The 25,426-nt window shown below is 61.7% G+C and carries 26 protein-coding genes and 1 tRNA gene; 13 read left to right on the top strand and 14 right to left on the bottom strand.

Features of this window, described 5'->3' with window-relative positions; translation table 11 throughout:
• Positions 1-28: 28 nt before the first annotated feature.
• The 8 genes from D906_RS01255 to D906_RS01220 all read right to left on the bottom strand — a co-directional run bounded on the left by D906_RS01255 (position 29) and on the right by D906_RS01220 (position 5,815).
• The gene (locus tag D906_RS01255; protein WP_027615035.1) at positions 29-988 is read right to left on the bottom strand and encodes a glutathione S-transferase family protein; all 960 of its coding nucleotides are present in this window, start codon (positions 986-988) and stop codon (positions 29-31) included.
• A 96-nt stretch (positions 989-1,084) separates the two neighbouring features.
• A complete protein-coding gene (locus D906_RS01250) occupies positions 1,085-2,086 on the bottom strand; it encodes a glycosyl transferase family protein (protein WP_027615034.1) in 1,002 nt (333 codons plus the stop codon).
• Entirely contained in the window at positions 2,083-2,418 is a 336-nt protein-coding gene (locus D906_RS01245) for a TusE/DsrC/DsvC family sulfur relay protein (RefSeq protein ID WP_025753665.1), read from the bottom strand. The genes D906_RS01250 and D906_RS01245 overlap by 4 nt, the downstream gene beginning before the upstream one ends.
• Complete coding sequence (gene tusB / locus D906_RS01240; protein WP_019096733.1) at positions 2,415-2,711, bottom strand: sulfurtransferase complex subunit TusB; 297 nt, start codon at positions 2,709-2,711, stop codon at positions 2,415-2,417. The genes D906_RS01245 and tusB overlap by 4 nt, the downstream gene beginning before the upstream one ends.
• On the bottom strand, positions 2,711-3,070 hold the full coding sequence (tusC, locus tag D906_RS01235) for a sulfurtransferase complex subunit TusC (protein WP_019096734.1): 360 nt from the start codon (positions 3,068-3,070) through the stop codon (positions 2,711-2,713). Before tusC ends, tusB begins: the two co-directional genes overlap by 1 nt.
• 1 nt (position 3,071) lies before the next feature.
• Complete coding sequence (tusD, locus tag D906_RS01230) at positions 3,072-3,464, bottom strand: sulfurtransferase complex subunit TusD (protein ID WP_025753667.1); 393 nt, start codon at positions 3,462-3,464, stop codon at positions 3,072-3,074.
• A gap of 96 nt (positions 3,465-3,560) precedes the next feature.
• Entirely contained in the window at positions 3,561-4,940 is a 1,380-nt protein-coding gene (locus tag D906_RS01225; protein ID WP_027615033.1) for a nucleobase:cation symporter-2 family protein, read from the bottom strand.
• Between the two features lie 203 nt (positions 4,941-5,143).
• Positions 5,144-5,815, bottom strand: coding sequence for a Bax inhibitor-1/YccA family protein (locus D906_RS01220; RefSeq protein WP_003251184.1), 672 nt, complete (start codon positions 5,813-5,815; stop codon positions 5,144-5,146).
• A gap of 134 nt (positions 5,816-5,949) precedes the next feature.
• On the opposite strand from D906_RS01220, the gene D906_RS01215 reads away from it, so the two are divergent.
• The 3 genes from D906_RS01215 to arfB all read left to right on the top strand — a co-directional run bounded on the left by D906_RS01215 (position 5,950) and on the right by arfB (position 7,132).
• Positions 5,950-6,037, top strand: a tRNA-Ser gene (locus D906_RS01215).
• Between the two features lie 90 nt (positions 6,038-6,127).
• Complete coding sequence (trbK, locus tag D906_RS01210) at positions 6,128-6,376, top strand: entry exclusion lipoprotein TrbK (protein ID WP_019096737.1); 249 nt, start codon at positions 6,128-6,130, stop codon at positions 6,374-6,376.
• 342 nt (positions 6,377-6,718) lie between these two features.
• Positions 6,719-7,132, top strand: a complete 414-nt coding sequence (gene arfB, locus D906_RS01205) for an alternative ribosome rescue aminoacyl-tRNA hydrolase ArfB (RefSeq protein ID WP_016711483.1) — start codon at positions 6,719-6,721, stop codon at positions 7,130-7,132.
• Between the two features lie 143 nt (positions 7,133-7,275).
• On the opposite strand, the gene D906_RS01200 is transcribed toward arfB, so the two are convergent.
• Both D906_RS01200 and D906_RS01195 read right to left on the bottom strand, forming a co-directional pair.
• Entirely contained in the window at positions 7,276-7,917 is a 642-nt protein-coding gene (locus D906_RS01200) for a 3-oxoacid CoA-transferase subunit B (protein ID WP_027615032.1), read from the bottom strand.
• Positions 7,918-7,925: 8 nt separating this feature from the next.
• Positions 7,926-8,621, bottom strand: a complete 696-nt coding sequence (locus D906_RS01195) for a 3-oxoacid CoA-transferase subunit A (protein WP_026020319.1) — start codon at positions 8,619-8,621, stop codon at positions 7,926-7,928.
• A gap of 368 nt (positions 8,622-8,989) precedes the next feature.
• Between D906_RS01195 and D906_RS01190 the strand changes: the two genes are divergently transcribed.
• The 3 genes from D906_RS01190 to D906_RS01180 all read left to right on the top strand — a co-directional run bounded on the left by D906_RS01190 (position 8,990) and on the right by D906_RS01180 (position 12,390).
• On the top strand, positions 8,990-11,185 hold the full coding sequence (locus tag D906_RS01190; protein WP_371257970.1) for a methyl-accepting chemotaxis protein: 2,196 nt from the start codon (positions 8,990-8,992) through the stop codon (positions 11,183-11,185).
• 17 nt (positions 11,186-11,202) lie between these two features.
• A complete protein-coding gene (locus tag D906_RS01185) occupies positions 11,203-11,382 on the top strand; it encodes a hypothetical protein (RefSeq protein ID WP_016711479.1) in 180 nt (59 codons plus the stop codon).
• Between the two features lie 117 nt (positions 11,383-11,499).
• Positions 11,500-12,390, top strand: coding sequence for a LysR substrate-binding domain-containing protein (locus D906_RS01180; protein ID WP_097156126.1), 891 nt, complete (start codon positions 11,500-11,502; stop codon positions 12,388-12,390).
• 53 nt (positions 12,391-12,443) lie between these two features.
• Here D906_RS01180 and D906_RS01175 read toward each other — a convergent pair whose 3' ends face one another.
• On the bottom strand, positions 12,444-13,664 hold the full coding sequence (locus tag D906_RS01175; RefSeq protein ID WP_027615031.1) for an amidohydrolase family protein: 1,221 nt from the start codon (positions 13,662-13,664) through the stop codon (positions 12,444-12,446).
• A 284-nt stretch (positions 13,665-13,948) separates the two neighbouring features.
• On the opposite strand from D906_RS01175, the gene D906_RS01170 reads away from it, so the two are divergent.
• Positions 13,949-15,103, top strand: a complete 1,155-nt coding sequence (locus D906_RS01170; RefSeq protein WP_019096743.1) for an MFS transporter — start codon at positions 13,949-13,951, stop codon at positions 15,101-15,103.
• A gap of 31 nt (positions 15,104-15,134) precedes the next feature.
• On the opposite strand, the gene D906_RS01165 is transcribed toward D906_RS01170, so the two are convergent.
• The 3 genes from D906_RS01165 to D906_RS01155 form a co-directional block, all read right to left on the bottom strand.
• Positions 15,135-16,028: an SMP-30/gluconolactonase/LRE family protein gene (locus D906_RS01165; RefSeq protein WP_027615030.1), complete on the bottom strand. Its 894-nt coding sequence runs from the start codon at positions 16,026-16,028 to the stop codon at positions 15,135-15,137.
• A 26-nt stretch (positions 16,029-16,054) separates the two neighbouring features.
• On the bottom strand, positions 16,055-16,873 hold the full coding sequence (locus D906_RS01160) for an NAD(P)-dependent oxidoreductase (protein ID WP_027615029.1): 819 nt from the start codon (positions 16,871-16,873) through the stop codon (positions 16,055-16,057).
• A gap of 75 nt (positions 16,874-16,948) precedes the next feature.
• Complete coding sequence (locus D906_RS01155; RefSeq protein WP_016711473.1) at positions 16,949-17,674, bottom strand: oligogalacturonate-specific porin KdgM family protein; 726 nt, start codon at positions 17,672-17,674, stop codon at positions 16,949-16,951.
• Between the two features lie 343 nt (positions 17,675-18,017).
• Between D906_RS01155 and D906_RS01150 the strand changes: the two genes are divergently transcribed.
• From D906_RS01150 to D906_RS01125, 6 genes are all read left to right on the top strand, one after another.
• Complete coding sequence (locus tag D906_RS01150) at positions 18,018-19,172, top strand: mandelate racemase family protein (protein WP_019096746.1); 1,155 nt, start codon at positions 18,018-18,020, stop codon at positions 19,170-19,172.
• A gap of 68 nt (positions 19,173-19,240) precedes the next feature.
• Positions 19,241-20,851 (top strand): ABC transporter substrate-binding protein, encoded by a 1,611-nt coding sequence (locus D906_RS01145; protein WP_027615028.1) that lies wholly within the window; start codon positions 19,241-19,243, stop codon positions 20,849-20,851.
• Between the two features lie 68 nt (positions 20,852-20,919).
• On the top strand, positions 20,920-21,933 hold the full coding sequence (locus tag D906_RS01140) for an ABC transporter permease subunit (RefSeq protein WP_016711470.1): 1,014 nt from the start codon (positions 20,920-20,922) through the stop codon (positions 21,931-21,933).
• A gap of 50 nt (positions 21,934-21,983) precedes the next feature.
• On the top strand, positions 21,984-23,594 hold the full coding sequence (locus D906_RS01135) for an ABC transporter substrate-binding protein (protein ID WP_019096748.1): 1,611 nt from the start codon (positions 21,984-21,986) through the stop codon (positions 23,592-23,594).
• Positions 23,595-23,656: 62 nt separating this feature from the next.
• The gene (locus D906_RS01130; protein ID WP_027615027.1) at positions 23,657-24,571 is read left to right on the top strand and encodes an ABC transporter permease; all 915 of its coding nucleotides are present in this window, start codon (positions 23,657-23,659) and stop codon (positions 24,569-24,571) included.
• Between the two features lie 11 nt (positions 24,572-24,582).
• A complete protein-coding gene (locus D906_RS01125) occupies positions 24,583-25,422 on the top strand; it encodes an ABC transporter ATP-binding protein (RefSeq protein WP_025753683.1) in 840 nt (279 codons plus the stop codon).
• The last annotated feature ends 4 nt before the right edge of the window (positions 25,423-25,426 follow it).

The raw sequence follows: 25,426 nt of genomic DNA, 5'->3' as shown, positions 1-25,426 counted from the left end.
TTGGGGCTGCAAAGCAGCCCCGGCTATCTTAAGCCTGCCAAATCCCTTTACCTGCCAACCGCTCCCGATCATGTGCCAGGCTGAAGTCTTGCAACGGCCCTTTGGGCACGATCCCGGTCGGGTTGATGGTCTTGTGGCTCATGTAATAGTGCTTCTGGATATGCTCCATATCCACCGTGCCCGCCACCCCAGGCCACTGATACAGCTCGCGAAGCCAGTTCGACAGGTTGTGATAGTCGCTCAGACGGCGCAGGTTGCACTTGAAGTGCCCGTGGTACACGGCATCGAAGCGCACCAGCGTGGTAAACAGGCGCACATCGGCTTCGGTCAGGTATTCACCTGCCAGGTAGCGATTGCGGCTTAGCACGTCTTCCAGATAGTCCAGCTCATTGAACACATCGTCGAACGCCGCTTCGTATGCCTCCTGCGTGGTGGCAAAGCCTGCACGGTACACGCCGTTGTTCACGGCCGGGTAGATGCGCTCGTTAAGCGCCTCGATGGTTGGGCGCAGCGGTTCGGGGTACAGGTCCAGTGTATTGCCGGTCAGCTCGTTGAACGCGCTGTTGAAGATGCGGATGATTTCCGACGATTCATTGTTGACGATGCGCTTCTCTTTCTTGTCCCACAGCACGGGTACAGTCACGCGGCCGGTGTAGTGCGGGTCATCCTGGGTGTAGCGCTGGTGCAGGTACTGTAAGGCGTCGAGGTGGTCGCCCGTGGAGCCTTGCTGCACATCGAAGGTCCAGCCGTGATCCTGCATCAGCCAACTCACTACCGACACATCGAGCAAGGGCTCCAGGCCTTTGAGGGCGCGGACAATCAGGGTGCGGTGGGCCCATGGGCAGGCCAGCGAGACGTACAGGTGGTAGCGGCCGGCCTCAGGGGCGGGCAGTTGGTTACGGCGTTGGGCGTTTTCGCGTTTGAACGTGCCGTCCTTGCCGTTTTCATACCACTGATCATGCCAGCGGCCGTCGATCAAAAGGCCCATGAGTGAGCTCCTCGGAACAAAGGTGTTTGTCGTTGGAGCCCAGTCTAGGCCAAATCGTTCGAATAAATAGCGCAAATAACCGGGGATTATGATCGGTTAAATCGATTTGTTGCGTGTCTCCCAATAGCCTTGGGCGGTTGTGAAGGCCTGCTCGCGGTCCTGCCCCAGGCCACGCAGGGCCAGGGCCATGGTGGCGATCAGGGCCTTCTCGCCATAGCTGTCTACAACTTCGCCCCGCCAGAACGCCAGCAAGTGTTCGGCTTGCAGGCTGGCCGGCTTCACATGGCGGCGTTCGCTCAGCGCTGGCCACTCTTCGTCCCACGCTTCGCCTGCCGTGGTGCCGTACAGGTGGCTGATGACATCGGGGTTTACTTCGATCTCGCCGCCATCGCCCTTGATTACCACCGCATGGTCGCCCAGCAGACGGCTAGCCTCGCGGTGCACGGCCTGGTAGCCGGGGTGGAAGATACTTTGCAGGCCACAGCGTGCGCCCAGCGGGTTAAGCACACGCGCCAGTGAGTGGATGGGTGAGCGCAGGCCCAGGGTGTTGCGCAGGTCGATCATGCGTTGCAATTGCGGCGCCCAGTCGTGCAGCGGGAAAAACGCCAGCTGATGCTGGTCGAGGGTGCTGCCGACAGCGGCCCAGTTGCGGCACAGCGGGATTTGCAGCAGGTCGAGCAGTTGCTCGGTGTACATGCGCCCGGCGGTGTGTGCGCCGCCACCGTGCATCAGGATGCGCACGCCGTTGCCGGCCAGGCATTTGGCCGCCAGCAGGTACCAGGGCAGGTGGCGCTTTTTGCCGGCGTAGGTGGGCCAGTCCAGGTCTACCGCAATGTTCGGCGCGTGCAGGTGAGCGCGTAGCGCTTCGGTGAAGCCCGCCAGCTCTTCGGCGCTTTCTTCCTTGTGGCGCAGCAGCATCAGGAAGGCACCCAGCTGGGTGTCTTCGACCTTGCCTTCCAGCAACAGGGTCATGGCCGCGCGGGCTTCTTCACGGGTCAGGCCACGCGCGCCGCGTTTGCCTTTGCCGAGAATGCGCACGAATTCGGCGAACGGGTGTTCGGCCGGGGTTACCAGGGTAAGTGGGCGAGGTTCGTTCATATGCAATTGGTCGGCTTGGGCAGGCCCGCCAGCTTGGCGGCAAGTTTGGCGGGGGTGCCGTTGAACAGGCGATTCAGGTGGGGGCTGTTGCCCTTTTCCGGGCCCAGCTTCAGGGCTGTGTACTTGATCAGCGGGCGTGTGGCTGGAGACAGCTGGTACTCCTGGTAGAACTGGCGCAGCAGTTCGAGGATTTCCCAGTGGTCAGCGGTCAACGGGATGCCCTCGCGCTCGGCCAAGGCCTCGGCGGCAGCGTGGGACCAGTCTTGCAGGTCGACCAGGAAGCCGTCCTTGTCCAGGGCGATCGCTCGATCGCCGATGATGAGGTTATTCATAGCCAGCTGTTGACCTTGTCGTAGTGCAGCGACAGTTCGACGAACCCGGCGTAGTCCACGGACTTGGCCAGGTCGTTGCCGACTGCGCGGGCCTGCACGTCTTCTTCCAGGGCGTACAGGCGCTGGGCCAGGCCGGCAGCTTGCAGCAGGTGGTGCGGCTCGCTGCCGCTGCGCAAGGCATACACCGCATCGCCGCACAGCAGCAGCGCGTCGTCGGCACCGAGCAGGCGCAGGCAGCTGGCCAGGCGCTCGTCGCCGAACGGGGAGTGGGCAATTACATGCAGGGTCGTCATCAGAGCGTTACCACCTGGTCGAAACGGGCGATCAGCGCGGTTAGCGCTGCGTCATCGAGCACTTGCACCGGCAGCGTCAGGGCGTCGGCTGCCAGGCCTCGGCGGGTGAGGCTGTGACTACAAGCGAACAACTCTTCAACGCCAAACATGGGGAGTGCTTGCAGGTTGGCGGCAAGGTTCTTCTGCTGCACGGCGGTGGGTTGCTGGTCTAGGGCGAGCTGGAAAACGCCATCGTCGAGGAACAGCATGCCCAGCGGCAAGTCGAACGCGCCGCCGGCGAGAGCGATGTCCAGCGCTTCGCGGGCGGATGGGCCGTTCCACGGTGCCTGACGGCTGATGATCAGTAGAGATTTGGCCATTTCAGTCGCCTCCGAAGCAGACAAGGCGGTCGGCAACTTGCGCGGCCTCATGCAATTGGCCAAGCCCAGACAATTCCCAGGGTTTGGGCAGGTTCACGGCCGGGCGCTGGTAGCGGTTGGCCTCGGCCTCGTCGAGCACGCCACGGCGCAGGGCGGCAGCGATACACACCACGGCGTCCAGTTGGTGAGCCTCGATGAAGGCGCGCCACTGGCCCGCCACATCCAGTTCGTCCTGGGGCGCGACCACGTTGGCCGAGGCACTGTGCACCCCGTCCTGATAGAAGAACAACCGGGCAATCTCATGCCCGCTGGCCAGTACCGCCTCGGCATAGCGCAAGGCGCGCCGCGAGGAAGGCGCATGGGCCGGAGAGAACACCGCGATAGCGAATTTCATGGGTAACTCGTGCAAAGGAATGGTGCCATGATAAAACAAAAAAGCCCGCGCCCGCTTGTGCATGGCGGGGCGGGCTTTCTGTCAGGGCTGAAAGGCTCAGGCGTGTTCCTTGCTCTCCGGCAGGAACCAGTTCAATACCAGGGCACAGATACCGCCCGTGGCTACACCCGACTCCAGCACATTGCGGATCGCCGCCGGCATATGCGCCAGGAATTCCGGCACCTGTGCCACACCCAGGCCCAAGGCCAGCGAAACCGCAATAATCAGCAGTGCGCGGCGGTCCAGCCGAGTGCTAGCCAGAATATTGATCCCCGAAGCCGCAACTGCACCGAACATCACCATGGCCGCCCCACCCAGCACCGGCTCCGGCACCGCCTGAATCACCCCGGCAACGCTCGGGAACAGGCCCAGCAGTACCAGCATCACGGCAATCCAGATACCGATATGGCGGCTGGCAATACCGGTCAGCTGAATCACGCCGTTGTTCTGCGCAAAGATCGAGCTGGGGAAGGTGTTGAACAGGCCAGCCAGCAGTGAGTTGGCCCCGTTGACCAGCACGCCGCCCTTGATCCGCTGCATCCACACCGGCCCTTCGACCGGCTGGTGCGACACCTTGCTGGTGGCGGTAACGTCACCGATGGCTTCCAGCGACGTCACCAGGTAAATCACCAGCATTGGAATGAACAGCGCCCACGAGAAGCCCAAACCAAAGTGCAGTGGCGTAGGCACCTGGAACAGCGCGGCTTCATGCATGCCAGTGAAGTCCAGGCGGCCCATGTAACCGGCCAACGCATAACCAACCGCCAAGGCGATGACGATGGCGCAGCTGCGCATCCACACCACCGGGACTCGGTTGAGGATCACGATAATCGCCAGTACCACGCCCGACAGCAGCAGGTTATCGCCATTGGCGAAGGTGTCGTTGGCCATGGCGCCAAAACCGCCACCCATGCTGATCAGGCCGACCTTGATTAGCGTCAGGCCGATCATCAACACTACGATGCCGGTCACCAACGGGGTGATAAGACGCTTTACGAAGGGCAGGATGCGCGAAACGCCCATCTCCACGAACGAGCCTGCGATCACCACGCCGAAGATAGCCGCCATCACGCCTTCTACCGGCGTGCCTTGCTTGACCATCAGCGCACCGCCAGCAATCAGCGGCCCGACGAAGTTGAAGCTGGTGCCCTGAACAATCAGCAGCCCGGCGCCGAACGGCCCGAAGCGCTTGCACTGGACGAAGGTGGCAATCCCCGAGATCACCAGCGACATGGAAACGATCAGGTTGGTATCACGCGCCGAAACACCCAGCGCCTGGCAGATCAGCAGGCCAGGGGTCACGATCGGCACGATGATCGCCAGCAGGTGCTGCAGGGCCGCCAGCAGGCCGATCACCAGCCGTGGCTTGTCTTCTAGGCCAAGCACCAGTTCGTTGGCAGGCGCCGCCGCGCCTGGGCTGTGTTCGTGTGAGCTCATTGCTGGAAGCTGCCCCGGAAGAAAAAGGAGCGCATTCTACGGGGTGATGGCGGATTGCGGTAGAGAAAAGCACGATGGCGGCATGATCGGCGACCATACGTCTAATTATCTGACTTTTTGGTCAGTTATTGGTTGTGCTTTCCGGGGCTTGGTAGCGCCCACAAAAAAGCCCGCCGAAGCGGGCTTTCTCGCACATTCATCAATCAGTCATCACGGCCCATGATGCCGAACAGCTGCAGCAGGCTGACAAACAGGTTGTAGATCGACACATACAGGCTGATGGTCGCCATGATGTAGTTACGCTCGCCACCATGAATGATCGCGCTGGTCTGGAACAGGATGCACACCGACGAGAACAGCACGAAGCCAGCGCTGATCGCCAGTTGCAGGCCGCTGATCTGGAAGAAGAAGCTGGCCACGACAGCACCCAGCAGAACGAAGAAGCCAGCAGTGATGAAGCCACTGAGGAAGCTCATGTCCTTGCGGGTGATCAGCACATAGGCCGACAGACCACCAAACACCAGCGCAGTCATGGCAAACGCGGAGCTGACCACTTCAGCGCCACCGGCCATGCCCAGGTAGCGGTTGAGGATCGGGCCGAGGATGAAGCCCATGAAGCCGGTGAGAGCAAAGGTAGACACCAGGCCCCAGGCCGAATCACGCAGTTTGTTGGTGAGGAAGAACAGCCCGTAGAAGCCGATCAGCACCACGAACACGTTCGGGTAGCCGACGCGCATCTGCTGGGCGACGAAGGCCATGACACCGCTGAAGGCGAGGGTAAGTGCCAGCAGGCTGTACGTGTTGCGCAGGACCTTGCTGATCTCCTGCTGCTCGACCTGCTGGCCGTGGTGTACGGCGTAATCCTGTTCGCGCATGGCGACACTCCTTGGTAAAACCTGTGGTTTCGAACGTTCAGATGCTAGGAGTCTATCAGAGCTCCCGCAACCCGCGACACAGAGAGTTTGACAGCGTGTTTCATTACGGTATTATGGCGGCCGCAAAACGAGCTGGAAGCGTGGCCGAGTGGTTTAAGGCAACGGTCTTGAAAACCGTCGATGGGCAACTATCCTAGAGTTCGAATCTCTACGCTTCCGCCATATTCAAAGCCCTGATTATTCAGGGCTTTTTGCGTTTTTGGGGCCTGTAAAAAGGGCCTATGGAACAGGTCAATTCAAAGGAGTGAGTGGATGTACGTCGTGTCGTTTACCCGTTTGGTTGCAGCCCTTGGCATGATGATGAGCCTGGGGGCAGTTGCAGAAGACAGGGTGCCCGAGCCCAACAAAGCCAATTGCTCGGGTGAAACCTATGAGCAGATCCTGGCCAGCCTTTCCAAGGAATGGGACCGCAATGAGTTCATCGCGAACTGCAAGAGCTTCCATGCAGCCAGAAAGATGACCGAATGGAAGTTCGAAAAAAGTCCGCCTGACGACTTTTAAGTCGAGAGAAGCCCTGAGTTCATCAGGGTTTTCGCGTTATGGCTTGCGCAAAATCACATCAATTCGATGCCAGTTGACCGTTCCGGAATCGATGACCATGACTGGTTCGGTACCTTTCCATCCGTGTATGGCGCAAACCGTAATGCCAGAGGGTAGTAAATTGACGGGGCCCGATTGGTGGCTTGATTGTTTCCACGGGTTACCGGCCTGGTTACGAAAACCTCACCAGTGCTGGTACAGTCTCTGTGTAGGCTGTGCCTCCTCACAAATCCTGTCATTCGCACTCGGAAGCCGCTGTTCCTGAATCGTCTGGAGCATGGGTGGAATTACAAGGGCCATGTCATGCTGACCATCTCCAACAACGTGCATCTGCCGGATGCCGAAATCGAGCTGACCTACATCCGTGCGCAAGGCGCGGGTGGGCAGAATGTCAACAAGGTGTCCAGCGCCGTGCACCTGCGCTTCGACATCCCGGCCTCATCGTTGCCCGAGTTTTACAAAGAGCGGCTGCTGGCGCTGCGTGACAGTCGCATCACCGGTGACGGCGTGTTGATCATTAAGGCCCAGCAATACCGCACGCAGGAGCAGAACCGTGCTGACGCATTGGCGCGTCTTGCCGAGTTGGTCATCGCTGCCGGCAAGACCGAGAAGAAACGCCGCCCCACCAAGCCGACTCTCGGCTCGAAGACCCGCCGCCTTGAAGGCAAAGCCAGGCGGAGCACCGTCAAGGCGGGGCGGGGCAAGGTGGAGTTTTAGTGCGGGTGGTGGAACGTTGCTGGCAAGTGTCGGTATCGCCTGAGTGAACAATGACAGTGGCTGTTGGTTGGGGCCATGGGGCTGCTAGGCAGCCCATCGCAGGCAAGCCACCGAGATTGCGTCTTGCCAGAAGGTTTCGCCGATCACTTGATCAGCGGCACACCACTCAACGTCTGCAACTCGTCAAAGTCGATATCCGCACAGATCTCGACCACTTTCAGCCCTTCTGGCGTCACTTCCAGCACAGCCAAATCGGTGTAGATGCGGCTCACGCAACCAATACCCGTCAGCGGATAAGTGCACTCAGGTACCAGCTTGCTTTCGCCGCTCTTGGTCAGGTGGTCCATCATCACGAATACCTGGCGGGCGCCGGTGGCCAGGTCCATTGCGCCGCCTACGGCCGGGATCGAACCTTCGGCACCGGTGTGCCAGTTGGCCAGGTCGCCCTTCACCGACACCTGGAAGGCGCCCAGTACGGCGATGTCCAGGTGGCCGCCGCGCATCATCGAGAACGAGTCGGCATGGTGGAAGAAGGCACCGCCAGTCAGCAGGGTCACGTGCTGCTTGCCGGCGTTGATCAGGTCATCGTCTTCCTCGCCCGGCGCCGGGCTTGGGCCCATGCCCAGCAGGCCGTTTTCACTGTGCAGGAACACTTCCTTGTCGCCCAGGTAGTTGGCCACCAGGGTGGGTGCGCCAATGCCCAGGTTGACGTAGGCACCTTCCTGAATGTCTGCGGCCACGCGTTGGGCCATCTCGGTGCGGGAGAGCTTTTGGGTGATGGTCATGGCAGGCCTCAGACAGCGTTGGCGATCGAAGAAGCGGCAGCACCGGTAACGGCGACCACGCGCTGGACGAAGATACCCGGAGTGATGATGTGTTCCGGGTCCAGTTCACCGAGTTCGACAACCTGGTCGACCTGGGCGATGGCGGTCTTGGCGGCCATGGCCATGATCGGGCCGAAGTTGCGGGCGGCCTTGCGGTAGGTCAGGTTGCCCCAGCGGTCGCCCTTGTGCGCCTTGATCAGCGCGAAGTCGGCGTGCAGCGGCATTTCCAGCACGTACATGCGGCCGTCGATTTCACGGGTTTCCTTGCCTTCGGCCAGCAGGGTGCCGTAGCCGGTCGGCGAGAAGAACGCACCGATGCCCGAACCCGCTGCGCGGATGCGCTCGGCCAGGTTGCCTTGCGGCACCACTTCCAGCTCGATCTTGCCGGCGCGGTACAGTTCGTCGAACACGTAGGAGTCGGACTGGCGCGGGAACGAGCAGACCACCTTGCGCACGCTGCCCGCCATGAGCAGGGCGGCCAGGCCGATCTCGCCGTTACCGGCGTTGTTGCTGATGATGGTCAGGTCGCGGGCACCGGTGGCGATCAGGCCGTCGATCAGCTCGGACGGCATGCCCGCCGTGCCAAAGCCACCGACCATGATGGTCGAACCGTCGGTAATCCCTTCCACCGCGCTGGCGATGGACTCGTACGTTTTATTGATCAAGGCGAGCTCCTGGTTGTTCCTGGAGTTGTGGTTGTCGGGCTGGCCGGAGCGCATGACGCGATGGGGCCTGTCAGCGCTTGAAATGACTTGCTGACTTTCGCTATAGCGTGCCGCAAGATAGGGCAACAGTAGAGGGGGTTTGGCTGAATTTGTGCGATTATCGAACTGTTGTGCGATGTGCGAGCAGTTTCGGAAACTATTTGCCCCACTAAAATTGAACGTGTTATCCCTTTGTTGTTGCCCCTCGCTGGTGCGCTCTGCGCTTCTCTGCCACGGTTCTGCACTGATCAAGTGCAAACAGCTCGCGAAATCACCGAATAATCACCCCAGCCGCGTTGGCGTGCGACTTGCTATCAAATTGCCATTCGATGTCGCGTATGGTGAAAATAATGTCGCTTTCCAGTGGTTCGATGCAGTTGTCGTCGCGTGAGAAGGGCTGGCTGCCGTGGTTTGGTAAAACCGGCAAATTCAGCATGGGCTGGGCGTGCCGCCTTAACCGGGCCAGTTACCCGCAGCTCGAGCAAACCTTCGAAGCCATCGCCCACACCCGTGTGCAGTTGCTGCATGAGTGGGCGTGCGAGCAGTGGGAGCATCTGGCCGAGCTGGCCGATCAACTGGCGCCCGGGCTCGCTCAAGTCGATAGCGCGATGTTGCGCAGCACGCTGGCCCAGGCCGAGGACTTTTCCGAACTGTTTGTCGTCGATGCCCACGGCACTGTCATCGCTTCGACCTGGCCCCAGCGTGGCACGCCGCGTATCGAGCATATGTCAGCCCTGGCACAAGGGCTGAAAGCCCCCTTCCTGCACGGGCCCTACAGCGACCCACTGACCTTGCAGATCGGCCCGTCATCCTCGCGCTTTCACGACGAAGTCACGCTGATGTTCTACCAGCCCCTCAGGTACGCGGGCAAAGTGCTCGGTTGCCTGTGCGGCCGGGTGCCCAACGACGTGCTGGGCGATCTGATCCAGCGCGAGGCCGGGCATATTTACCCCGAGTCGGGTGACAACTACCTGTTCATGGCGCAATCGCGCTTCGACCTTGCCATTCAGCCTGGCACCGCGCTGTCCCGCTCGCGGTTCGAAGACGCCACCTTCACCCATGGCGAAAACCTCAAAAGCGGCGTGCGCACGCCCTGGACCACGGTGCAGGTGCAGCGCCATACCGAACTGGAACTGCGCTTCACCGACCCCTCCACGCGGGAACTGCACCCTGGCGTAAGGGAGACGATAAGGCGTGGTGAAAACCTGTTCGTGACCTACCCCGGTTATTCGGATTATCGCCACGTGCCGGTGGTGGGCAAGGGCGTAACGTTCCAGTTGCCGGGCTCACCCGACCGCTGGGGCATGATGTGCGAGGCAGACCTGGAGGAGGTCTACCGCAGGCGCTCGCTGAGCTACGGTTTGATGAAGCCCTATGTGGCGATCATGGCGGGCCTGTTCGGCTGCAACTACCTGGTGCAGCACTGTGCAGGCCTGCCGCAAGGGCTGAACGACGCGATCGAGGCCGCGAGCATGCTCGGCGCCACGTTGCTGTTCGGTGTGCTCGGGCCCAAGCGCCTGGCGGCCAGGCTGAATGGCATGAGCGGCGTGCTGCGCACCATCGCCGAGGGAGAAGGCAACCTGCGCCAGCGCCTGGACACCAGCACCTTGGCCAACGACGAAAGCGGCGACATGGCGCGCTGGATCAACAGCTTCATCGACCGCCTGGACGCGGTGGTGGGGCAGGTGGTCAAGGCCAGCCGTACCGTCGGCAGCACCAACCAGATGATGCTCGGGCGCAGCCAGGAAGCCAGCGTGAGCTCCGCCGATGTGGCCGACGCCGTGCACCAGATGATGATCATCATGGAAGAGCAGCTTGGCGAGTTGCAGCAGGCTTCGGTCAGTGCCGAGCAGATGAAGCAGGCCATGGACGAAGTGGTCAGCCGCGCGCGCGAGCAGTACCTGGCGGTGCAGGCGGGCACGCAGTCGATCCGCGATGTGGTGGCGCGCTCGTCGTCCAGTGTGCAGCGGCTCGACAGCCGCATGGTCGAGATCGACAACATTACCGGGTTGATCAGCGAAATCACCAACCAGACCAACCTGCTGGCGCTCAATGCCGCCATCGAGGCGGCGCGCGCCGGGGAGCATGGCCGTGGCTTTGCAGTGGTGGCCGACGAAGTGCGTAGCCTGGCCGCGCGTACCTCGCGTGCCGCCGACGATATTCGCCATATGGTCGAAAGCCTGCAGGGCGAAACCCGTCAGGCCGTAAGCTTCATGGAGCAGGGCGTGCAGGACGTCGACAACAGTCTGCGCCTCGCCGAGGACGCCTCTTCGGAAAATGTGCAACTGCACCAGGCGGTGGAGGGCATGTTCGCCATCATCCAGCAGCTCAACCGGCGCAGTGTGGAATACGGCAAGACCATCGACCAGGTCAACCAGTCCTCCAGCGAGATGCGCCAGACAGCAGTGGTGCTGCAGAGCAGTGCGCAGAAGGTGAAAGTGGATGCCGGCAAGTTGCAGAAGCTGGTGGGGCAGTTCGAAGTCAGCGATGATGGCGCACGGGGCGCTGTCCCGATCTCTGCTTAGTACACCTGGAAGACTACATGAACAAACTGATCCTCCCTGTCGCCATCTTCGTAAGCGTAATTGCCGCTGGGAAGGCATCCGAGCACTTCGGCCTGGAAGGGGGCTGGAAAATAGGCGTGTTGTGTCTGGTGGCAGGTGCTGTTCAAATCGTGGTGACGCGTTTTCAACGCGCACCCCGCAAAAACGCTCAATCGTAAGCCCTGGACATCACTCGTGCGCACGCACAAAGCGCACCTCGCATCAGGGCAATGCCTAATGCACGCCTGCTTCAGGCATCATGCAGCAAGCCCCATTCCAAAAGCTGAACCCGCCAAATGTCAGAATCCACCAACCCCAATCGCGCCATCTACGACCTGGACATGCTCCGCACCGTGGTCATGGTGGCCGACTGCGGCAGTTTCACCACCGCCGCAGCCCGCCTGCATTCCACCCAGTCCACGGTCAGCCAGAAGGTGCGCCGGCTGGAGGAACTGGTCGGCCAGCAACTGCTAGACCGCAGCAACCGCGAAGTGCACCCGACCGACGCCGGTGAAACCCTGCTGCGTTACGCACGGCATTTGCTGGCGGTGAGTAATCAGCTCACCGAGGCCATGTCGGGCGGAGTGACGGTGACCGTGCGGATCGGCCTGCCGGACGATTTTGTCGCGGGCAAGACGATGCAGGCGCTGGCAGCATTCAACCGGCGCAACCCGACGGTGAAGCTGGAGATTACCGGTGGGTTGAGCCGCGATTTGATGAGCACCTACGACCGTGGCGAGCTGGACCTGGTGTTGATCAAGCAGCGGCGCCACAGCCGCGAGGCGAATGCCTGCCAGCCGGAGCGCATCGAGTGGATCGACAGCGCGCAGTACCCGTGTTTTGCCCAGGACCCGATTCCGCTGGTGACCTTTCCGCCACGCGGGTTGTACCGGGATGACATGATCAGTGCGGTCGAGGCCATGGGGCGCAGTTGGCGCATTGCATTCACCAGTTCGAGCCTGGCAGGGATTCAGGAGGCGGTGGCCAATGGGCTGGGGGTGAGCCTGTTGCCATCGCGGGTGGTGACGGCGGGGCATCGGGTGCTGGGGGTGGAAGAAGGGTTCAAGCCGATCAAAGTGTTTGAGGCGGCGATTTTTCATCGGCCTACGGCGGATCCGATGGTTATGGCGTTGGCCGAAATTCTGATAGGTATTTTGCGGGCAGAAACAGAGGAAATCTTGGTCTAGTGGCTGTCAGTCAGGGCCATGGGGCTGCATGGCAGCCCCAGGATTTTTGCCTGTCAGTGGCGGCGCAGTTCGGCAGCAAACTGCGCAGCCTCCAACTGCAACTGCGCAGGCCCGCCCCAGAACGCCCCGTGGCGCACGATCACCCGCTCATGAATGGCAGCCGCCACCGCCGCAGCGGCATTCGGTGCCTTGAACAGGATGAAGCTGGCTTCATTGCCCACCTTCAAGCCGTAGTCCTGTTTACCCATCACGCCGGCACCCGCCTCGGTCGCCATGTGCAACGCTACCCGCAGTTCCTCGTCGGTGTTGAAGCCTGAGCGGTAGCTGACCAGCATGGCCCGTTGCAGCATGTCGCCGTTGCCGTAGGGCCACCAGGCATCCTGGATGTTGTCGTTGCCGGTAAACACCCGCACGCCGCTGTTACGCAGGCGCAGGACGGGGGGAAAAGCATGCTCGCCGGGGGCGTTGGTCATGATGGAAATGCCGGCGCCAGCCAGCACTTCGGCGGTGCGGTCGACCACGGCATCGGATACGTCGCCCAGCCCATAGGCGTGGCTGACCGCTACCAGGCCTTGCATGCCCAGTACCTGGGTGCGGGCGGCGATGCGTTCGAGTTGGGCGATACAGATATCGCCAGGCTCATGCAGGTGGATGTCGACCTTCACCCCATGTCGGTCGGCGATGCCGAACACGATGTCGAGCTGGCCATCGGCATCGCCATCAAGGGTGGTCGGGTCGATGCCGCCGACCACCTGCACGCCTTCGCGGATGGCCGCTTCCATCACTTCAGCAGTGCCGGGGCAGGTCACCACGCCGGCCTGGGGGAAGGCCACCAGTTGGATGTCGATCAGGTCTTTCCACATGTCCCGGGCTTCGAGCATGGCATGCAGGTTGGTAAGGCCGGTGGTGGCGTCCACGTCCACATGGCAACGCATGGCCAGGGTGCCAAACGAGGCTGCCTGGCGCATCAGCGCATCGGCGCGCTCGACGATGGGCGGGGCGCTGGCCAGTTCGCGTTTTTCCACGGCCAGGCGTTCGCGCAGGCTGGCCACGGGTTGGTGCGGGTGCCAGCGGTCACCGACGAAGCTTTTGTCCAGGTGGATGTGGCCATCGACAAAGCCCGGCAGCACCAGCAGGCCTTCGAGGTCGATGGTTTCGCGGGCGGGCGTGCTGGCGCGTTGCGGGCCGATGTGGCTGATGCGGCCATTGCTTACGGCAATATTCAGAGGCAGGCCATCGGCGTCGATGGCGTTGATGAACTCACGGTCGTTCATGGTTGGGCCTTTTTTACTAACGGCTTGGGTGACGTACCACGGTAGGGCGGATGCGGGCATGTCTCCAATTAATTATCAGGATCGACAGCAGTGCGTTTCTGGATACAGGCAGTGGAGGTTGGCCTGCATTAAAAAGCCCACTGAAGTGGATTCCGATAATTAACTTTCAAAGCCTTCGATCTCGGCACAGGATTGATCGCGTGACCCGTCCGACCGCTTGCTGCGGCGTGTTCCGGGCACGTCATCACACACAATAAAAACAAATGCCGTGTCGGAGTCCTCCCATGATCAATGATTCCAAGCTGCTGCGTGCCGCCTTGATTTTCATTGCCTGTACTTCATTCATCGTCTGTGGTGTGCAACCCATTTTCATGGGTTTGGTCACGGAACAACTGAGCCTGTCGCTCGATCAGCAGGGCTGGGTGGTGTCGGTCGAGATGATCGGCATGGCCCTGGGCACCTTGCTATGCCCGCTGCTGATGAAGCGCCATGGCGGGCGTAGCCTTTGCCTGTTCGTGGGGGCGCTGTGCGTGGTGTTGAGCATTGCGACCGCCTTTGCCACCACCCATAACGTGTTGCTGATTGTGCGCCTGGCCGCAGGCACCTGTGCGGGGCTGGTGTATGCCTACGCGGTGTCTACGCTGGGACGTTTGCCCAATCAGGACCGATCGTTCGGGTTGATGCTGTTGCTGCAAACCCCCGAGTACTCGCTGTTTTCCGCTGCATTGCCGTTGCTGGCCGCGCAGAGCGGCACGGTGACCGCTTTGTGCGCGTTCGGCTTGTGGTACTTGCTGATCTGCGGCGCCAGCCTGGTATTGCCGCGCCGTCCGACGGCGTTGCTGGCCAGTGGCGAAGGCTCACCTGCCCAGGGCGGTTCAGCGCGTACAGGGCGTACGGCGCTGGTGGGCATGCTGTTCATGCAGATCGCCATTTACTGTGTGTGGGGCTTCATCGACCAGCTGGCGCGAGACCAAGGCATCAGCGGCGTCGACATCGGTTGGGCGTTCGGCCTGTCGGCCATTGGCGGCCTGCCAGGGGCAGGGCTGCCAAGCCTGCTGGGCGCGCGGGTCAACCGCCAACTGATGATTGCTGTGGGACTGGTGGCGGTATTCATTTCCATCGCCATGCTCACGGGCCATACCCGCACACCGATGCAGTTGTTCGTGGCGTTGTTGCTGATCAACTTTGGCTGGGTGCTGTCACTGTCGTACTACATGGCGCTGATCACCACCAACGACCCGACCGGCAAGCTGACGCCGCTGGTCAGTATTACGTTGATGGGGGCGGCTGCCGCGACGCCGGCACTGATTGCCACGCTGGTGGAGGGCTCAAACCAGCAGTTGATATTCCTGTTGGGGACGGGGGCGCTGGTCATTGCCTTTGCTGTGACGTGCCTGGGGGCAGGGAGCAAGGGGTTGCGCAGCAAGGTGGCTTGCTGAGCATCGCCCCTGATACAGCCACTGCCAGGCTTCAGCCCCTGGCAATGGGCTCCGGCAAGCCTTTCACGCCTGGGTTCAATGCGAACACGCCGCCGGCCAGTGGCTGGTCGCTCAGATCGATGCCTTGTGGGCAAATCGACGTCACGAACAGCGTATCCAGCTGCGGGCCGCCGAATGCGCACATGGTCGGTTTCTTCACCGGTAGCGGCAGAGCGCGGTCCAGTTTCCCTTCGGGGGTGAAGCGCAGTACCTGGCCGGCATCGATCGCGCAGATCCAATAGCAACCTTCGGCATCCACCGCGGCCCCGTCCGGTCGGCCCGCGTGCTGGTTCATGTCGACGAAGATTCGGCGGTTGTGCGGTGTGCCGCTGTCGATGTCGTAGTCGAAGGCCCAGATCAGCTGGACGCTTGGGTGTGAGTCGGAGATATACAGTGTTTTGCCGTCCGGGCTGAAGGCCATGCCGTTGGGCACGATCAGCTTGTCCAGTCGTGCTTGCAATGGTTTTACTGTTGCGTCTGCCGTCGCGTCATATCGGTAAAGTGCTCCCACCGGCTCGGCGCCCATGTTTGTTTGCATCGTACCGGCCCAGAAGCGCCCTTGGCGGTCACAGCGCCCGTCATTGAAGCGCATGCCGGGCCTGGCGTGTTCGACACTGGCACGTTTGTTGGCCAGCAGGCGGCCGTCTGCCTGAGGGGTGAGGTGGAAGATCCCGCTCTCCTGAGCCCCCAGCCAATGGCCTTGGTGGCTGCGGACAATGCAGCCCAGCATTTCGTCTGCGGTCCAGTGAGTTGTCTGGCCGTCTATCTGCCAGCGGTGCAGGCGACCTGCCGGTATATCCACCCAGTACAAGGCATTTTCCTGCGGGTGCCAGACCGGGCTCTCGCCCGTGGCATTGCGTACGTCGATGATCAGTTCGGCTGTCATGGAAGCAGTCTGCGCTCTATCAGGGTTCAGTCGCCAAAAGGGCCGGCAGCGGTGAAGGCGCCACCTTGCAGCTGGGCCGTCGGGTCATTTGCTGCGGGTTTTGGCTGCTGCTCCAGGGCCGGGCGGAAGCGTTCGGCGCTGTCCTTGGGGTTGAAACCCAGGTGTGCGGCATGGCGGTTGCTCCACCACAGGTCGCGGTTGGCCGAGACGCCATACACCACGGTGTGGCCAACGTTCTCGGCCAGCAATGCGCGCTCCACCAGGTGTGCCAGGTCTCCGTAGCTCAGCCAGGTGGACAACATGCGCACATTGCGGGGTTCGGGGAATGAAGAGCCGATGCGCAGGCTGACCGTTTCGATGCCGTAGCGATGGAAGTAGAACGTCGCCAGGTCTTCGCCGTAGGCCTTCGACAGTCCGTAATAGCAGTCTGGCCGGCGCGGCGAATGCGCATCCACTTGTTCGTCCTGGGGGTAAAAGCCGGTGACATGGTTGGAGCTGGCAAACACCACGCGTTTTATGCCGTGCTTACGGGCGGCCTCATAGATGTGGAAGGTGCCAACGATGTTGGCTTGCAGAATCTCTTCGAAGGCACGCTCGGTGGAGATGCCGCCCAGGTGCACGATGGCGTCCACATCCTTGGCCAGGGCCAGTACGCCGGCCTTGTCCGCCAGGTCGCAATTGATGGTTTCCTCATGCTCGCCCATAGCTGTTGCCATGGGGCTGATGTCCGATGCGCGCACGATGGTGGCGTGCGCTTGCAGTGCTTCGCGAAGCACTTGCCCGAGCCCGCCGGCGGCACCGGTGAGCAGCAGGCGGTTGAAGGGTTTGCGTGTAGTCGTGGTCATTGTATAGCGGCCTTTTACTGAAACGGCATCAAGGTGCCGTGCAAGAACGACACCGGCATGGGCGGGCGGTTGCCCTTACAGGAAGTTGTACTGGATACCGAGGCGCCAACGGGCCTGGCGATCGTCCGTGTAGCTGTTGACCTTGATGTCACCCACTTCCATGAACGGTGCCCACTGCTTGTTGAGCTTGTACTTGATGATCAGGTTCTGCTCGTAGTCGCGCTTCTTGTTGTCGTAGCGGATGTAGTCGGTGGTGAAGTGGATGTACTGGTACTCGAATGCCCACGGGCCGCTGGGGGTATACCCGAGCCAGCCTTCAAGGCGGGTGGTGTTCTGGTCGTCCTTGGCGCGGTCAGCCTTGCTGTGGTCGACCTGATCCCGGTCGAGGCTACGTGCGTCGTGGCGCACGCGGGTGGCGACATACCAGGTGTCGCTGAGCTTGTAGCTGTACTTCAAGCCGAATTTGTAGGTAGTCGCATCCTTGGAACTGTCCATCTGGAAGGCGGGGGTCCAGGTCGACTTGGGGCTGGTCTTGTAGTTGTAGTCCACGGTGAACTCGTGGCCGTTGTTGACCATGTTGTCGTAGGCGACGTCTTCGCGGTCGCCGGCAGTCTTGTATTTGATTTCTGCGGCAAACCCCAGGCCGCTGTCCTTGCGGTAACTCAGCTTTATCCGGTCGGAGTGAATGCTGTCGTCTTCGGTGAAGCCGTGCCGGTAGTTGATGCTGGCGGAGTCCGCGCAGGCGTAGAACGACAAGCCGAGCGTACTGGCGGCGATGAGGCGGCGAAGTGTGATGTTCATGCGATCTCTTTTTTTGTTTTTGTTGAGGACGTGATGAGGCGTGTGAGCAAGGTGGGATGAGGTGGTGAGCGCTCCGTGATTTTTCAAATAAGTTATCGTACGACTGTGAGGCTGTCTACGAATTATTGAAATGTTGTCTGATCACTTGCTTGGATAGCTCTATTTCGGTGTTTTTGGCCATTCAAAAGCCTCGTGATGGGGGGCTCATGATTGCCATGAGCATCATGAATCGGGGTTTTTCGCGACTGTAAAGTCGTGCTTTTCAAATGTTGTATGATGACGTAGGATGGCCTCCAGAGCGTGACTCACCCGCCACAAATCCAATAAGAAGGCTCAGACGTCCATGATCATTACTGCTGTAAACGTCCAGGTGTTTTCCTACCCCACGCGCCGCGCCGTAGACAGCGCCGGCCATGCCCACCCAGGTGATGTGACCCAGGCCAGAATGGCCCTGCTGCGCATCAGGACCGAGTGCGGCAGCGAAGGCTATGCGCTGGGTGCGCCCGAACTCATTCGCCCTTATGTGCTGGATAACTTCGTGCGCAAGGTGCTGGTTGGCGCCAATGCCTTCGACCGTGAAAAAATCTGGCACGACCTGGCCCACTGGCAGCGCGGCAGCGCCAGCCAGCTGACTGACCGCGCCCTGGCGCTGGTCGAGCAGGCACTGTGGGACTGGGCCGGGCGCAAGCTGAACCTGCCGGTGCACAAGCTGATTGGTGGCTACCGCGACAAGGTGCCGGCCTATGGCTCGACCATGTGCGGTGATGAGTTGCCGGGCGGCCTGTCGACGCCGGAGGAGTACGGTCGCTTCGCCGAAACCCTGGTCAAGCGCGGCTACAAGGCCATCAAGCTGCACACCTGGATGCCACCGGTGTCGTTCGCGCCCAGCGTGAGCATGGACATCAAGGCATGCGCCGCCGTACGCGAGGCCGTGGGGCCGGACATCGCGCTGATGATCGATGGCTATCACTGGTACAGCCGTACCGAAGCCCTCACCATCGGCCGCGCCCTGGAAAAGCTCGACTTCGCCTGGTTTGAAGAGCCGATGATGGAAGATTCCGCCGAGTCCTACGCCTGGCTGGCCGGGCAGCTGGACATCCCGGTGCTTGGCCCGGAAAGCCTCGGTGGCAAGCACCTGAGCCGGGCCAGCTGGGTGAAGAACGATGTGTGCGACATCCTGCGAGCGGGGGTTGCCGGTGTGGGGGGCATTGCACCGTGCCTGAAGGTTGCGCACATGGCCGAATCGTTCGGCATGGATTGCGAGATCCATGGCAACGGTGCCGCCAACCTGGCGGTCGTGGGGGCGATCAAGAACTGCACCTGGTACGAGCGCGGCCTGCTGCACCCGTACCTTGACTATGACGAGGTACCTGCCTACCTCAAACGCCTGGTCGACCCGATGGACGAAGACGGCTTCGTGCACCTGTCGAACTTGCCGGGCCTGGGTGAGGACATCGACTTCGACTACGTCGAAACCAATACGCTGCAGAGCTTCTGATTCGTCATGGCGGCACGCGTCGCTGCGTGCCGCCCGAGCGTCCAATAACTATAAGAAGGCGATCTCACATGAGCGTTATCCCCACACTCTGGGCGGGGGTCTTTGCTGCGTCTCTGGCGCTGACCTCGGTACCTGCTGCTTTCGCGAAAACCCCGGCAGATCAGTTGATCGTCGGCATGAGCATGATCAATCTGCTGTCTCTCGACCCGGCGGCGGCCACCGGGCTGGATGTATCCGAGGTCAATGCCAACCTCTACGACATGCTGCTGGTGCAGGACGTGCGTCAGCCGGACCGACTGCTGCCGGCGCTGGCTGAAAGCTGGCAGGTCAGCGATGACCGCAAGACCCTCACGTTCAACCTGCGCAAGGGCGTGACGTTCCAGTCCGGGAACCCGCTAAGTGCCGAGGATGTCGCCTGGTCGCTGCAGCGTGTACTCAAACTCAACCTGGCCTTGGCGTCGACCTGGAAGGCCTACGGGTTTTCGGCGGACAATGTCGACCAGCACATGCGCGCTGTCGATGACGCTACTTTCGTCATCGAGCTGCCACGGCCGACTGACCCGTTGCTGGTGCTCAATACCCTGGCTACCTCGCCCAGCGCTTTCATCCTCGACCGCAAGGTGGTGCAGCAGCACCAGAAGGGCGATGACATGGGCGGTGCCTGGCTGACCACCCACGCGGCGGGCAGCGGGCCGTTCGCGCTCAAGGAGTGGCGCGCCAACGATGTCATCCTGATGAACCGTTTTGACGGGTACTGGGGCGGCCCGGCCAAGCTCAAGCGCATCGTCATGCGCAACATGACCGAGTCGCAGTCACTGCGCTTGATGGTGGAGCGGGGTGACCTGGACCTGGCCAAGGGCATGTCCGCGCCTGACATCGAGGCGCTGGAGAAGTCTGACAACGTTCGCACCCAGACCGTGCAGCGCGGGACCCTGTACTACGTGGCCCTCAGCGTGAAGAACAAGCCCTACGACGATGTGCGCGTGCGCCGGGCGGTGCGTTCGCTGATCGACTATCAAGGCATCAACCAGACGGTGATGCCGCACTATGGCCAGCTCAATCAGCGCCCGCTACCGCTTGGCCTGCCAGCACGGCTGGATGATCCGGGCTATGCCCTGAACGTGGCCGAAGCGAAAAAGCTGCTGGCCGAAGCCGGCTACCCCGAGGGTTTCAAGACCACCATCCGCGTGCTCACCGAGCCGCCCTTCATCAACATTGCGTCCAGCCTGCAGTCGACCCTGGCCCAGGCCGGTATCAAGGCCACCATCGTCACCGGTACCGGCAACCAGATCTACGGCGCCATGCGTGAGCGCAGCTTCGACATCCTGGTCGGGCGCGGTGGTGGTGGCGCTGAGCGGCACCCGCATTCAAGCCTGCGCACCCTGGTGTACAACCCGGACAACCGTGACGAAGCCAAGCTGAGCAACTTCCAGGGCTGGCGTACCTCGTTCTACAGCCCCGAGCTGAACCGCCTGATCGAGCAGGCGGAAGTCGAGCCCGACAAGGCGCAGCAGCTGGCTCAGTACCAGCAAATCCAGAAAACCCTGGACGAGCAGGTGGGGGGCATCCTGCCTGTGTCGCAGATGACCGACACCGTGGTGCTCTACCACGATGTGCAGGACTACCAGGGCCATACCGCGGCCACCACCCGTTACAAAGACGTCTACAAGTCGCGTTGAGGCAAAGCCTGCGTGATTGGTGAATGCTTTTTCAGGAGCTTGTTATGTTTGCTTCGACTGCCTCTGTAATGGGTGCCCGTGTCTCGGGCACCGCTCGCCGGGCCAGCACGGTGCTGGTGACTTTGCTTGGCCTGCTGGCGCTGACGTTCTTCATCGGACGGGTCATGCCGCTGGACCCGGTGCTGGCAGTGGTTGGCCCGGATGCCGACAGCTCCACCTACGACCAGGTATACCGGGCGATGGGCCTGGACAAACCGATCTGGGTCCAGTTCGGGCTGTACCTGAACGACTTGCTACACGGTGATTTCGGCAATGCGCTGCTCACCGGCCACCCGGTGCTCGAAGACATCAAACGCGTCTTCCCGGCCACCATTGAACTGGCGACCCTGGCAATCCTGTTCGGCGTGCTGATCGGCCTGCCGTTGGGGGTGGTCGCGGCCAGTAACCAGGGCCGGGTCGGCGACCACGTGGCGCGGGTGATTACCCTGTTCGGCTATTCCACGCCCATCTTCTGGGTCGGCATGATGGGGCTGCTGGTGTTCTACGCCTGGTTGGGCTGGGCAGGTGGGGCAGGGCGTATCGACCTGGCCTATGACGGCATGGTCGATGAGGTTACCGGCCTGCTGCTGATCGACACGGCGCTGGCGCGTGACTGGGAGGCCTTCACCAGCGCGTTGCGCCATATCGTCCTGCCGGCGTTGATCCTGGGGCTGAACTCGGTGGCCTACATCAGCCGCATGACCCGCAGCTTCATGCTCGAGCAGCTGTCGCAGGAATACATCATCACCGCCAGGGTCAAGGGGCTGTCACGCCGCCAGGTGGTCTGGAACCACGCGTTCCGCAACATCCTCGTGCAGTTGCTCACGGTGGTCGCCCTGGCCTATGGCTCGTTGCTGGAGGGGGCGGTGCTGATCGAAACCGTATTTGCCTGGCCCGGTTTCGGTCAGTACCTCACCAGCAGCCTGATGCTCGGTGACATGAACGCGGTGATGGGCTGCGTGTTGATCATCGGCCTGATCTTCGTCGCACTCAACCTGATCAGCGATGCCCTGTACAAGGTGTTCGACCCCAGGACCCGCTAGCCCCCGATCAGCGTGAACACATTGAATAACTATAAAAAGAAGGATGCCCCATGAAGACTGTATTCCCGCCGCTGCGCATGGCTGTGCTGGGCGCGGTGCTGCTGCTCGGCCCGCTCGCTGCGGTGCAGGCGAAAACCCCTGCCGACCAGTTGATCGTCGGCATGAGCATGGTCAACCTGTTCTCCATCGACCCGGCCAACGCGCCCGGCCTGGATGCCTCTGGCATCAATGCCAACCTCTACGACACGCTCATCAAGCGCGACCAGGGCAACCCGGAGAAGCACCTGCCACAACTGGCCGAACGCTGGGACGTCAGTGAAGACGGCAAGCAGATTACCTTCCGCCTGCGCACTGATGTCACGTTCCATTCCGGCAACCCGCTCACTGCCGAGGATGTGGCCTGGTCGCTGTACCGGGTGATGAAGCTCAACTATGGCTTGGCCACCACTTGGAAGGCCTACGGCTACAGTGTCGAAAACATTCAAACGCTGATCCGCGCGACCGACAGCCATACCTTGGTGGTCGACCTGCCGCAGCCGGTAGACCCTTTGCTGGTGATCGACTCGCTGGCCGTGTCACCCAGCGCTGTGGTGGTCGACCGCCAGCAAGTGCTCGAGCATGAGAAGAATGGTGACTTGGGCGCGGCCTGGCTGGTCACCAACGAAGCCGGCAGCGGGCCGTTCACCCTGACCAAATGGAGCGCCAACGATGCGCTGGTGATGACCCGCTTCGACGGTTACTGGGCAGGCCCGGCCAAGATGAAACGGGTGCTGGTGCGTCACATGACCGAGTCGCAGTCGCTGCGCCTGATGCTCGAACGCGGCGACCTGGACCTGGCCTACGGCATGGCGGCGCCGGATATCAAGGCCATTGAAAGCTCGGACCAACTCCAGGTGCAGGCTCTGCAGCGCGGCACCCTGTACTACGTGGCAATGAGCATGAAGCAGCCGGAGTTTGCCAACCGCAAAGTCCGCGAAGCGGTGCGCAACCTGATCGACTACCAGGGCCTGGACCAGCAGGTGATGCCGCATTACGGCAAGCTCAACCAGCAACCGATGCAGCTTGGGCTCGAGGCCCGGTTGCCAGACCCTGGCTACAAGCTGGATGTTGCCAAAGCCAAGGCACTGTTGGCCGAGGCGGGCTACCCACAAGGTTTCAGCACAACCATCCGCACGCTGTCCGAACCGCCCTTCATCGATATCGCCGCACGCATGCAGTCGACCCTGGCCGAAGGTGGCATCAAGGCCAGTATCGTCACCGGTACCGGCAACCAGGTGTATGGCGCCATGCGCGCCCGCAACTTTGAAATGATCGTGGCGCGGGGCGCCGAGCGTTACCCGCACCCGTATTTCAGCCTGCGCACCTTCGTCTACAACCCCGACAACAGTGACAGCGCTGGCTTGCCCAACTTCCAGGGCTGGCGCGCGTCGTTCTTCAGCCCCCCGCTGAATGACCTGATCGACCGGGTAGGTGTCGAGCGCGATGCGGCCAAACGCCTGGGCATGTACCAGCAGGCGCAGAAGCTGTACGACGAGGAGGTGGGGCCAATCATGATGATTTCCCAGATGACCGACACCGCCGTGAGCGCAGCCGACGTCAAGGGCTTCAGCGGCGATGACGCCGAAGCCACCCGCTACCTGGGCGTCTACAAGCAACGTTGAGAACCGCCTGGGGCACCTGCGGGTACCCCGAGTGGCCATGATTCCACATCGAGAACATGCCGATGATTGTCAACATCTCTTCTACCGAAACCACCGCCAAGCGGCAGGCCGACGCCCCCGCGTCCAGCCTTGAGGCCCTTGGCAAAAGCAGCCTTCGGGTGCTGCGCCTGCTGGTGCGCAACCCGATGACCCTGGCAGGCCTGCTGGTGGCCTTGCTGCTGGTCGTGGTGGCGGCGTTCGCGCCGTGGATCGCCACCCACGACCCGGTCATCCAGAACCTGGCCAACGCCTTGCAGGCACCCAGCGCCGCGCACTGGTTCGGCACCGACGAATACGGCCGGGACATCTTCAGTCGGCTGGTCTACGGTGCCCGCATCACCCTCTACATCATCGCCCTGGTGACGATCATCGTCGGCCCCATCGGGCTGTTCATCGGCACGGTGTCGGGCTATTTCGGCGGCATTGTCGATACCGTGTTCATGCGCGTCACCGACATTTTCATTTCGTTCCCCAGCCTGGTGCTGGCGCTGGCCTTCATCGCTGCACTGGGCCCTGGCCTTGAGCATGCGGTGGTGGCTATCGCGTTAACCTCCTGGCCACCGATCGCACGGCTGGCCCGCGCCGAAACCCTGTCGCTGCGCAAGGCCGACTTCGTGGTGGCCGTCGAGCTGCAGGGCGCGTCGTCGACCCGCATCATCCTGCGCCACATCGTGCCGATGTGCCTGTCGTCGGTGATCATCCGCCTGACCATGAACATGGCCGGCATCATCCTCACGGCGGCGGCGCTGGGCTTCCTCGGCCTGGGTGCGCAGGCGCCGTTGCCGGAGTGGGGGGCGATGATCTCCACGGGGCGGCGCTACATGCTCGAATGCTGGTGGCTGGTAGCGGTACCCGGTGCGGCAATCATGCTGGTGAGCCTGGCGTTCAACCTGCTGGGCGATGGCCTGCGGGACATTCTCGACCCGCGTAGCGAATAACCGGAGGCTTTATGTCAGCGCTCAAACTCAATGTCGAATCGCTCAATGTGCGCTTCGTCAACGGCAAGAAAGTGATGCACGCGGTGCGTGACGTGTCGTTCACCCTGGGCCGGGAAAAGCTCGCCATCGTCGGTGAGTCCGGCTCGGGCAAGTCCACGGTTGGCCGCAGCTTGCTCAAGCTACACCCTGGCAGCGCGCAGATCACCGCAAACGCCCTGCAGTTCGGCGATGTCGACCTGCTCAGTGCCAGCGAAAAGGCCATGCAGAAAATCCGCGGCCAGCGTATTTCGATGATCATGCAAGACCCCAAGTACTCGCTCAATCCGGTGGTGCGCGTTGGCGACCAGATTGCCGAGGCCTACCTGGCACACCACAAGGCCAGCCGCAGCGAGGCCCGTGAACGGGTGCTGCAGATGCTCGACAAGGTGCATATCCGCGACCCGAAGCGCGTCTACAACCTTTATCCGCATGAGGTGAGCGGCGGCATGGGCCAGCGCATCATGATCGCGATGATGGTCATCACCAACCCGGAAGTGATCATTGCCGACGAACCGACCTCGGCGCTGGATGTGTCGGTACGCCAGCAGGTGCTCAACGTGCTCGAAGAGCTGGTGGTAGAGCAGCAGATGGGGCTGATTTTCGTCAGCCACGACCTGAACCTGGTGCGCAATTACTGTGACCGGGTGCTGGTGATGTATGCCGGGCGCGTGGTGGAGTCGCTGGCGGCCAGTGACCTGCACCGTGCCGAACACCCCTACACCCGAGGCCTGCTGGCCGCCTTGCCAAGCATGGACAACCGCCGCCCGCGTTTGCCTGTGTTGCAACGCGACCCGCTGTGGCTCTCCTGCTGAGGTA

This window comes from Pseudomonas sp. LAIL14HWK12:I1, from assembly GCF_003202095.1.
In the GTDB taxonomy this organism is placed as follows: Bacteria; Pseudomonadota; Gammaproteobacteria; order Pseudomonadales; family Pseudomonadaceae; genus Aquipseudomonas; species Aquipseudomonas monteilii.
The sequence above is the reverse complement of the archived record's forward strand: the minus strand, read 5'-3'. Positions and strand labels throughout refer to the sequence as shown.

Bases quoted from the DNA above. Each gene is read 5' to 3' on its own strand.
- D906_RS01220 (WP_003251184.1), bottom strand. From the start codon at position 5,815: ATGCGCGAACAGGATTACGCCGTACACCACGGCCAGCAGGTCGAGCAG.
- D906_RS01175 (WP_027615031.1), bottom strand. From the start codon at position 13,664: ATGAACGACCGTGAGTTCATCAACGCCATCGACGCCGATGGCCTGCCT.
- D906_RS01190 (WP_371257970.1), top strand. From the start codon at position 8,990: ATGTCGCGTATGGTGAAAATAATGTCGCTTTCCAGTGGTTCGATGCAG.
- D906_RS01145 (WP_027615028.1), top strand. From the start codon at position 19,241: ATGAGCGTTATCCCCACACTCTGGGCGGGGGTCTTTGCTGCGTCTCTG.
- arfB (WP_016711483.1), top strand. From the start codon at position 6,719: ATGCTGACCATCTCCAACAACGTGCATCTGCCGGATGCCGAAATCGAG.
- trbK (WP_019096737.1), top strand. From the start codon at position 6,128: ATGTACGTCGTGTCGTTTACCCGTTTGGTTGCAGCCCTTGGCATGATG.
- D906_RS01165 (WP_027615030.1), bottom strand. From the start codon at position 16,028: ATGACAGCCGAACTGATCATCGACGTACGCAATGCCACGGGCGAGAGC.
- D906_RS01125 (WP_025753683.1), top strand. From the start codon at position 24,583: ATGTCAGCGCTCAAACTCAATGTCGAATCGCTCAATGTGCGCTTCGTC.
- D906_RS01155 (WP_016711473.1), bottom strand. From the start codon at position 17,674: ATGAACATCACACTTCGCCGCCTCATCGCCGCCAGTACGCTCGGCTTG.
- D906_RS01150 (WP_019096746.1), top strand. From the start codon at position 18,018: ATGATCATTACTGCTGTAAACGTCCAGGTGTTTTCCTACCCCACGCGC.
- tusC (WP_019096734.1), bottom strand. From the start codon at position 3,070: ATGGCCAAATCTCTACTGATCATCAGCCGTCAGGCACCGTGGAACGGC.
- D906_RS01180 (WP_097156126.1), top strand. From the start codon at position 11,500: ATGTCAGAATCCACCAACCCCAATCGCGCCATCTACGACCTGGACATG.
- D906_RS01130 (WP_027615027.1), top strand. From the start codon at position 23,657: ATGATTGTCAACATCTCTTCTACCGAAACCACCGCCAAGCGGCAGGCC.
- D906_RS01250 (WP_027615034.1), bottom strand. From the start codon at position 2,086: ATGAACGAACCTCGCCCACTTACCCTGGTAACCCCGGCCGAACACCCG.
- D906_RS01255 (WP_027615035.1), bottom strand. From the start codon at position 988: ATGGGCCTTTTGATCGACGGCCGCTGGCATGATCAGTGGTATGAAAAC.
- D906_RS01160 (WP_027615029.1), bottom strand. From the start codon at position 16,873: ATGACCACGACTACACGCAAACCCTTCAACCGCCTGCTGCTCACCGGT.
- tusB (WP_019096733.1), bottom strand. From the start codon at position 2,711: ATGACGACCCTGCATGTAATTGCCCACTCCCCGTTCGGCGACGAGCGC.
- tusD (WP_025753667.1), bottom strand. From the start codon at position 3,464: ATGAAATTCGCTATCGCGGTGTTCTCTCCGGCCCATGCGCCTTCCTCG.
- D906_RS01135 (WP_019096748.1), top strand. From the start codon at position 21,984: ATGAAGACTGTATTCCCGCCGCTGCGCATGGCTGTGCTGGGCGCGGTG.
- D906_RS01245 (WP_025753665.1), bottom strand. From the start codon at position 2,418: ATGAATAACCTCATCATCGGCGATCGAGCGATCGCCCTGGACAAGGAC.
- D906_RS01225 (WP_027615033.1), bottom strand. From the start codon at position 4,940: ATGAGCTCACACGAACACAGCCCAGGCGCGGCGGCGCCTGCCAACGAA.
- D906_RS01185 (WP_016711479.1), top strand. From the start codon at position 11,203: ATGAACAAACTGATCCTCCCTGTCGCCATCTTCGTAAGCGTAATTGCC.
- D906_RS01140 (WP_016711470.1), top strand. From the start codon at position 20,920: ATGGGTGCCCGTGTCTCGGGCACCGCTCGCCGGGCCAGCACGGTGCTG.
- D906_RS01170 (WP_019096743.1), top strand. From the start codon at position 13,949: ATGATCAATGATTCCAAGCTGCTGCGTGCCGCCTTGATTTTCATTGCC.
- D906_RS01200 (WP_027615032.1), bottom strand. From the start codon at position 7,917: ATGACCATCACCCAAAAGCTCTCCCGCACCGAGATGGCCCAACGCGTG.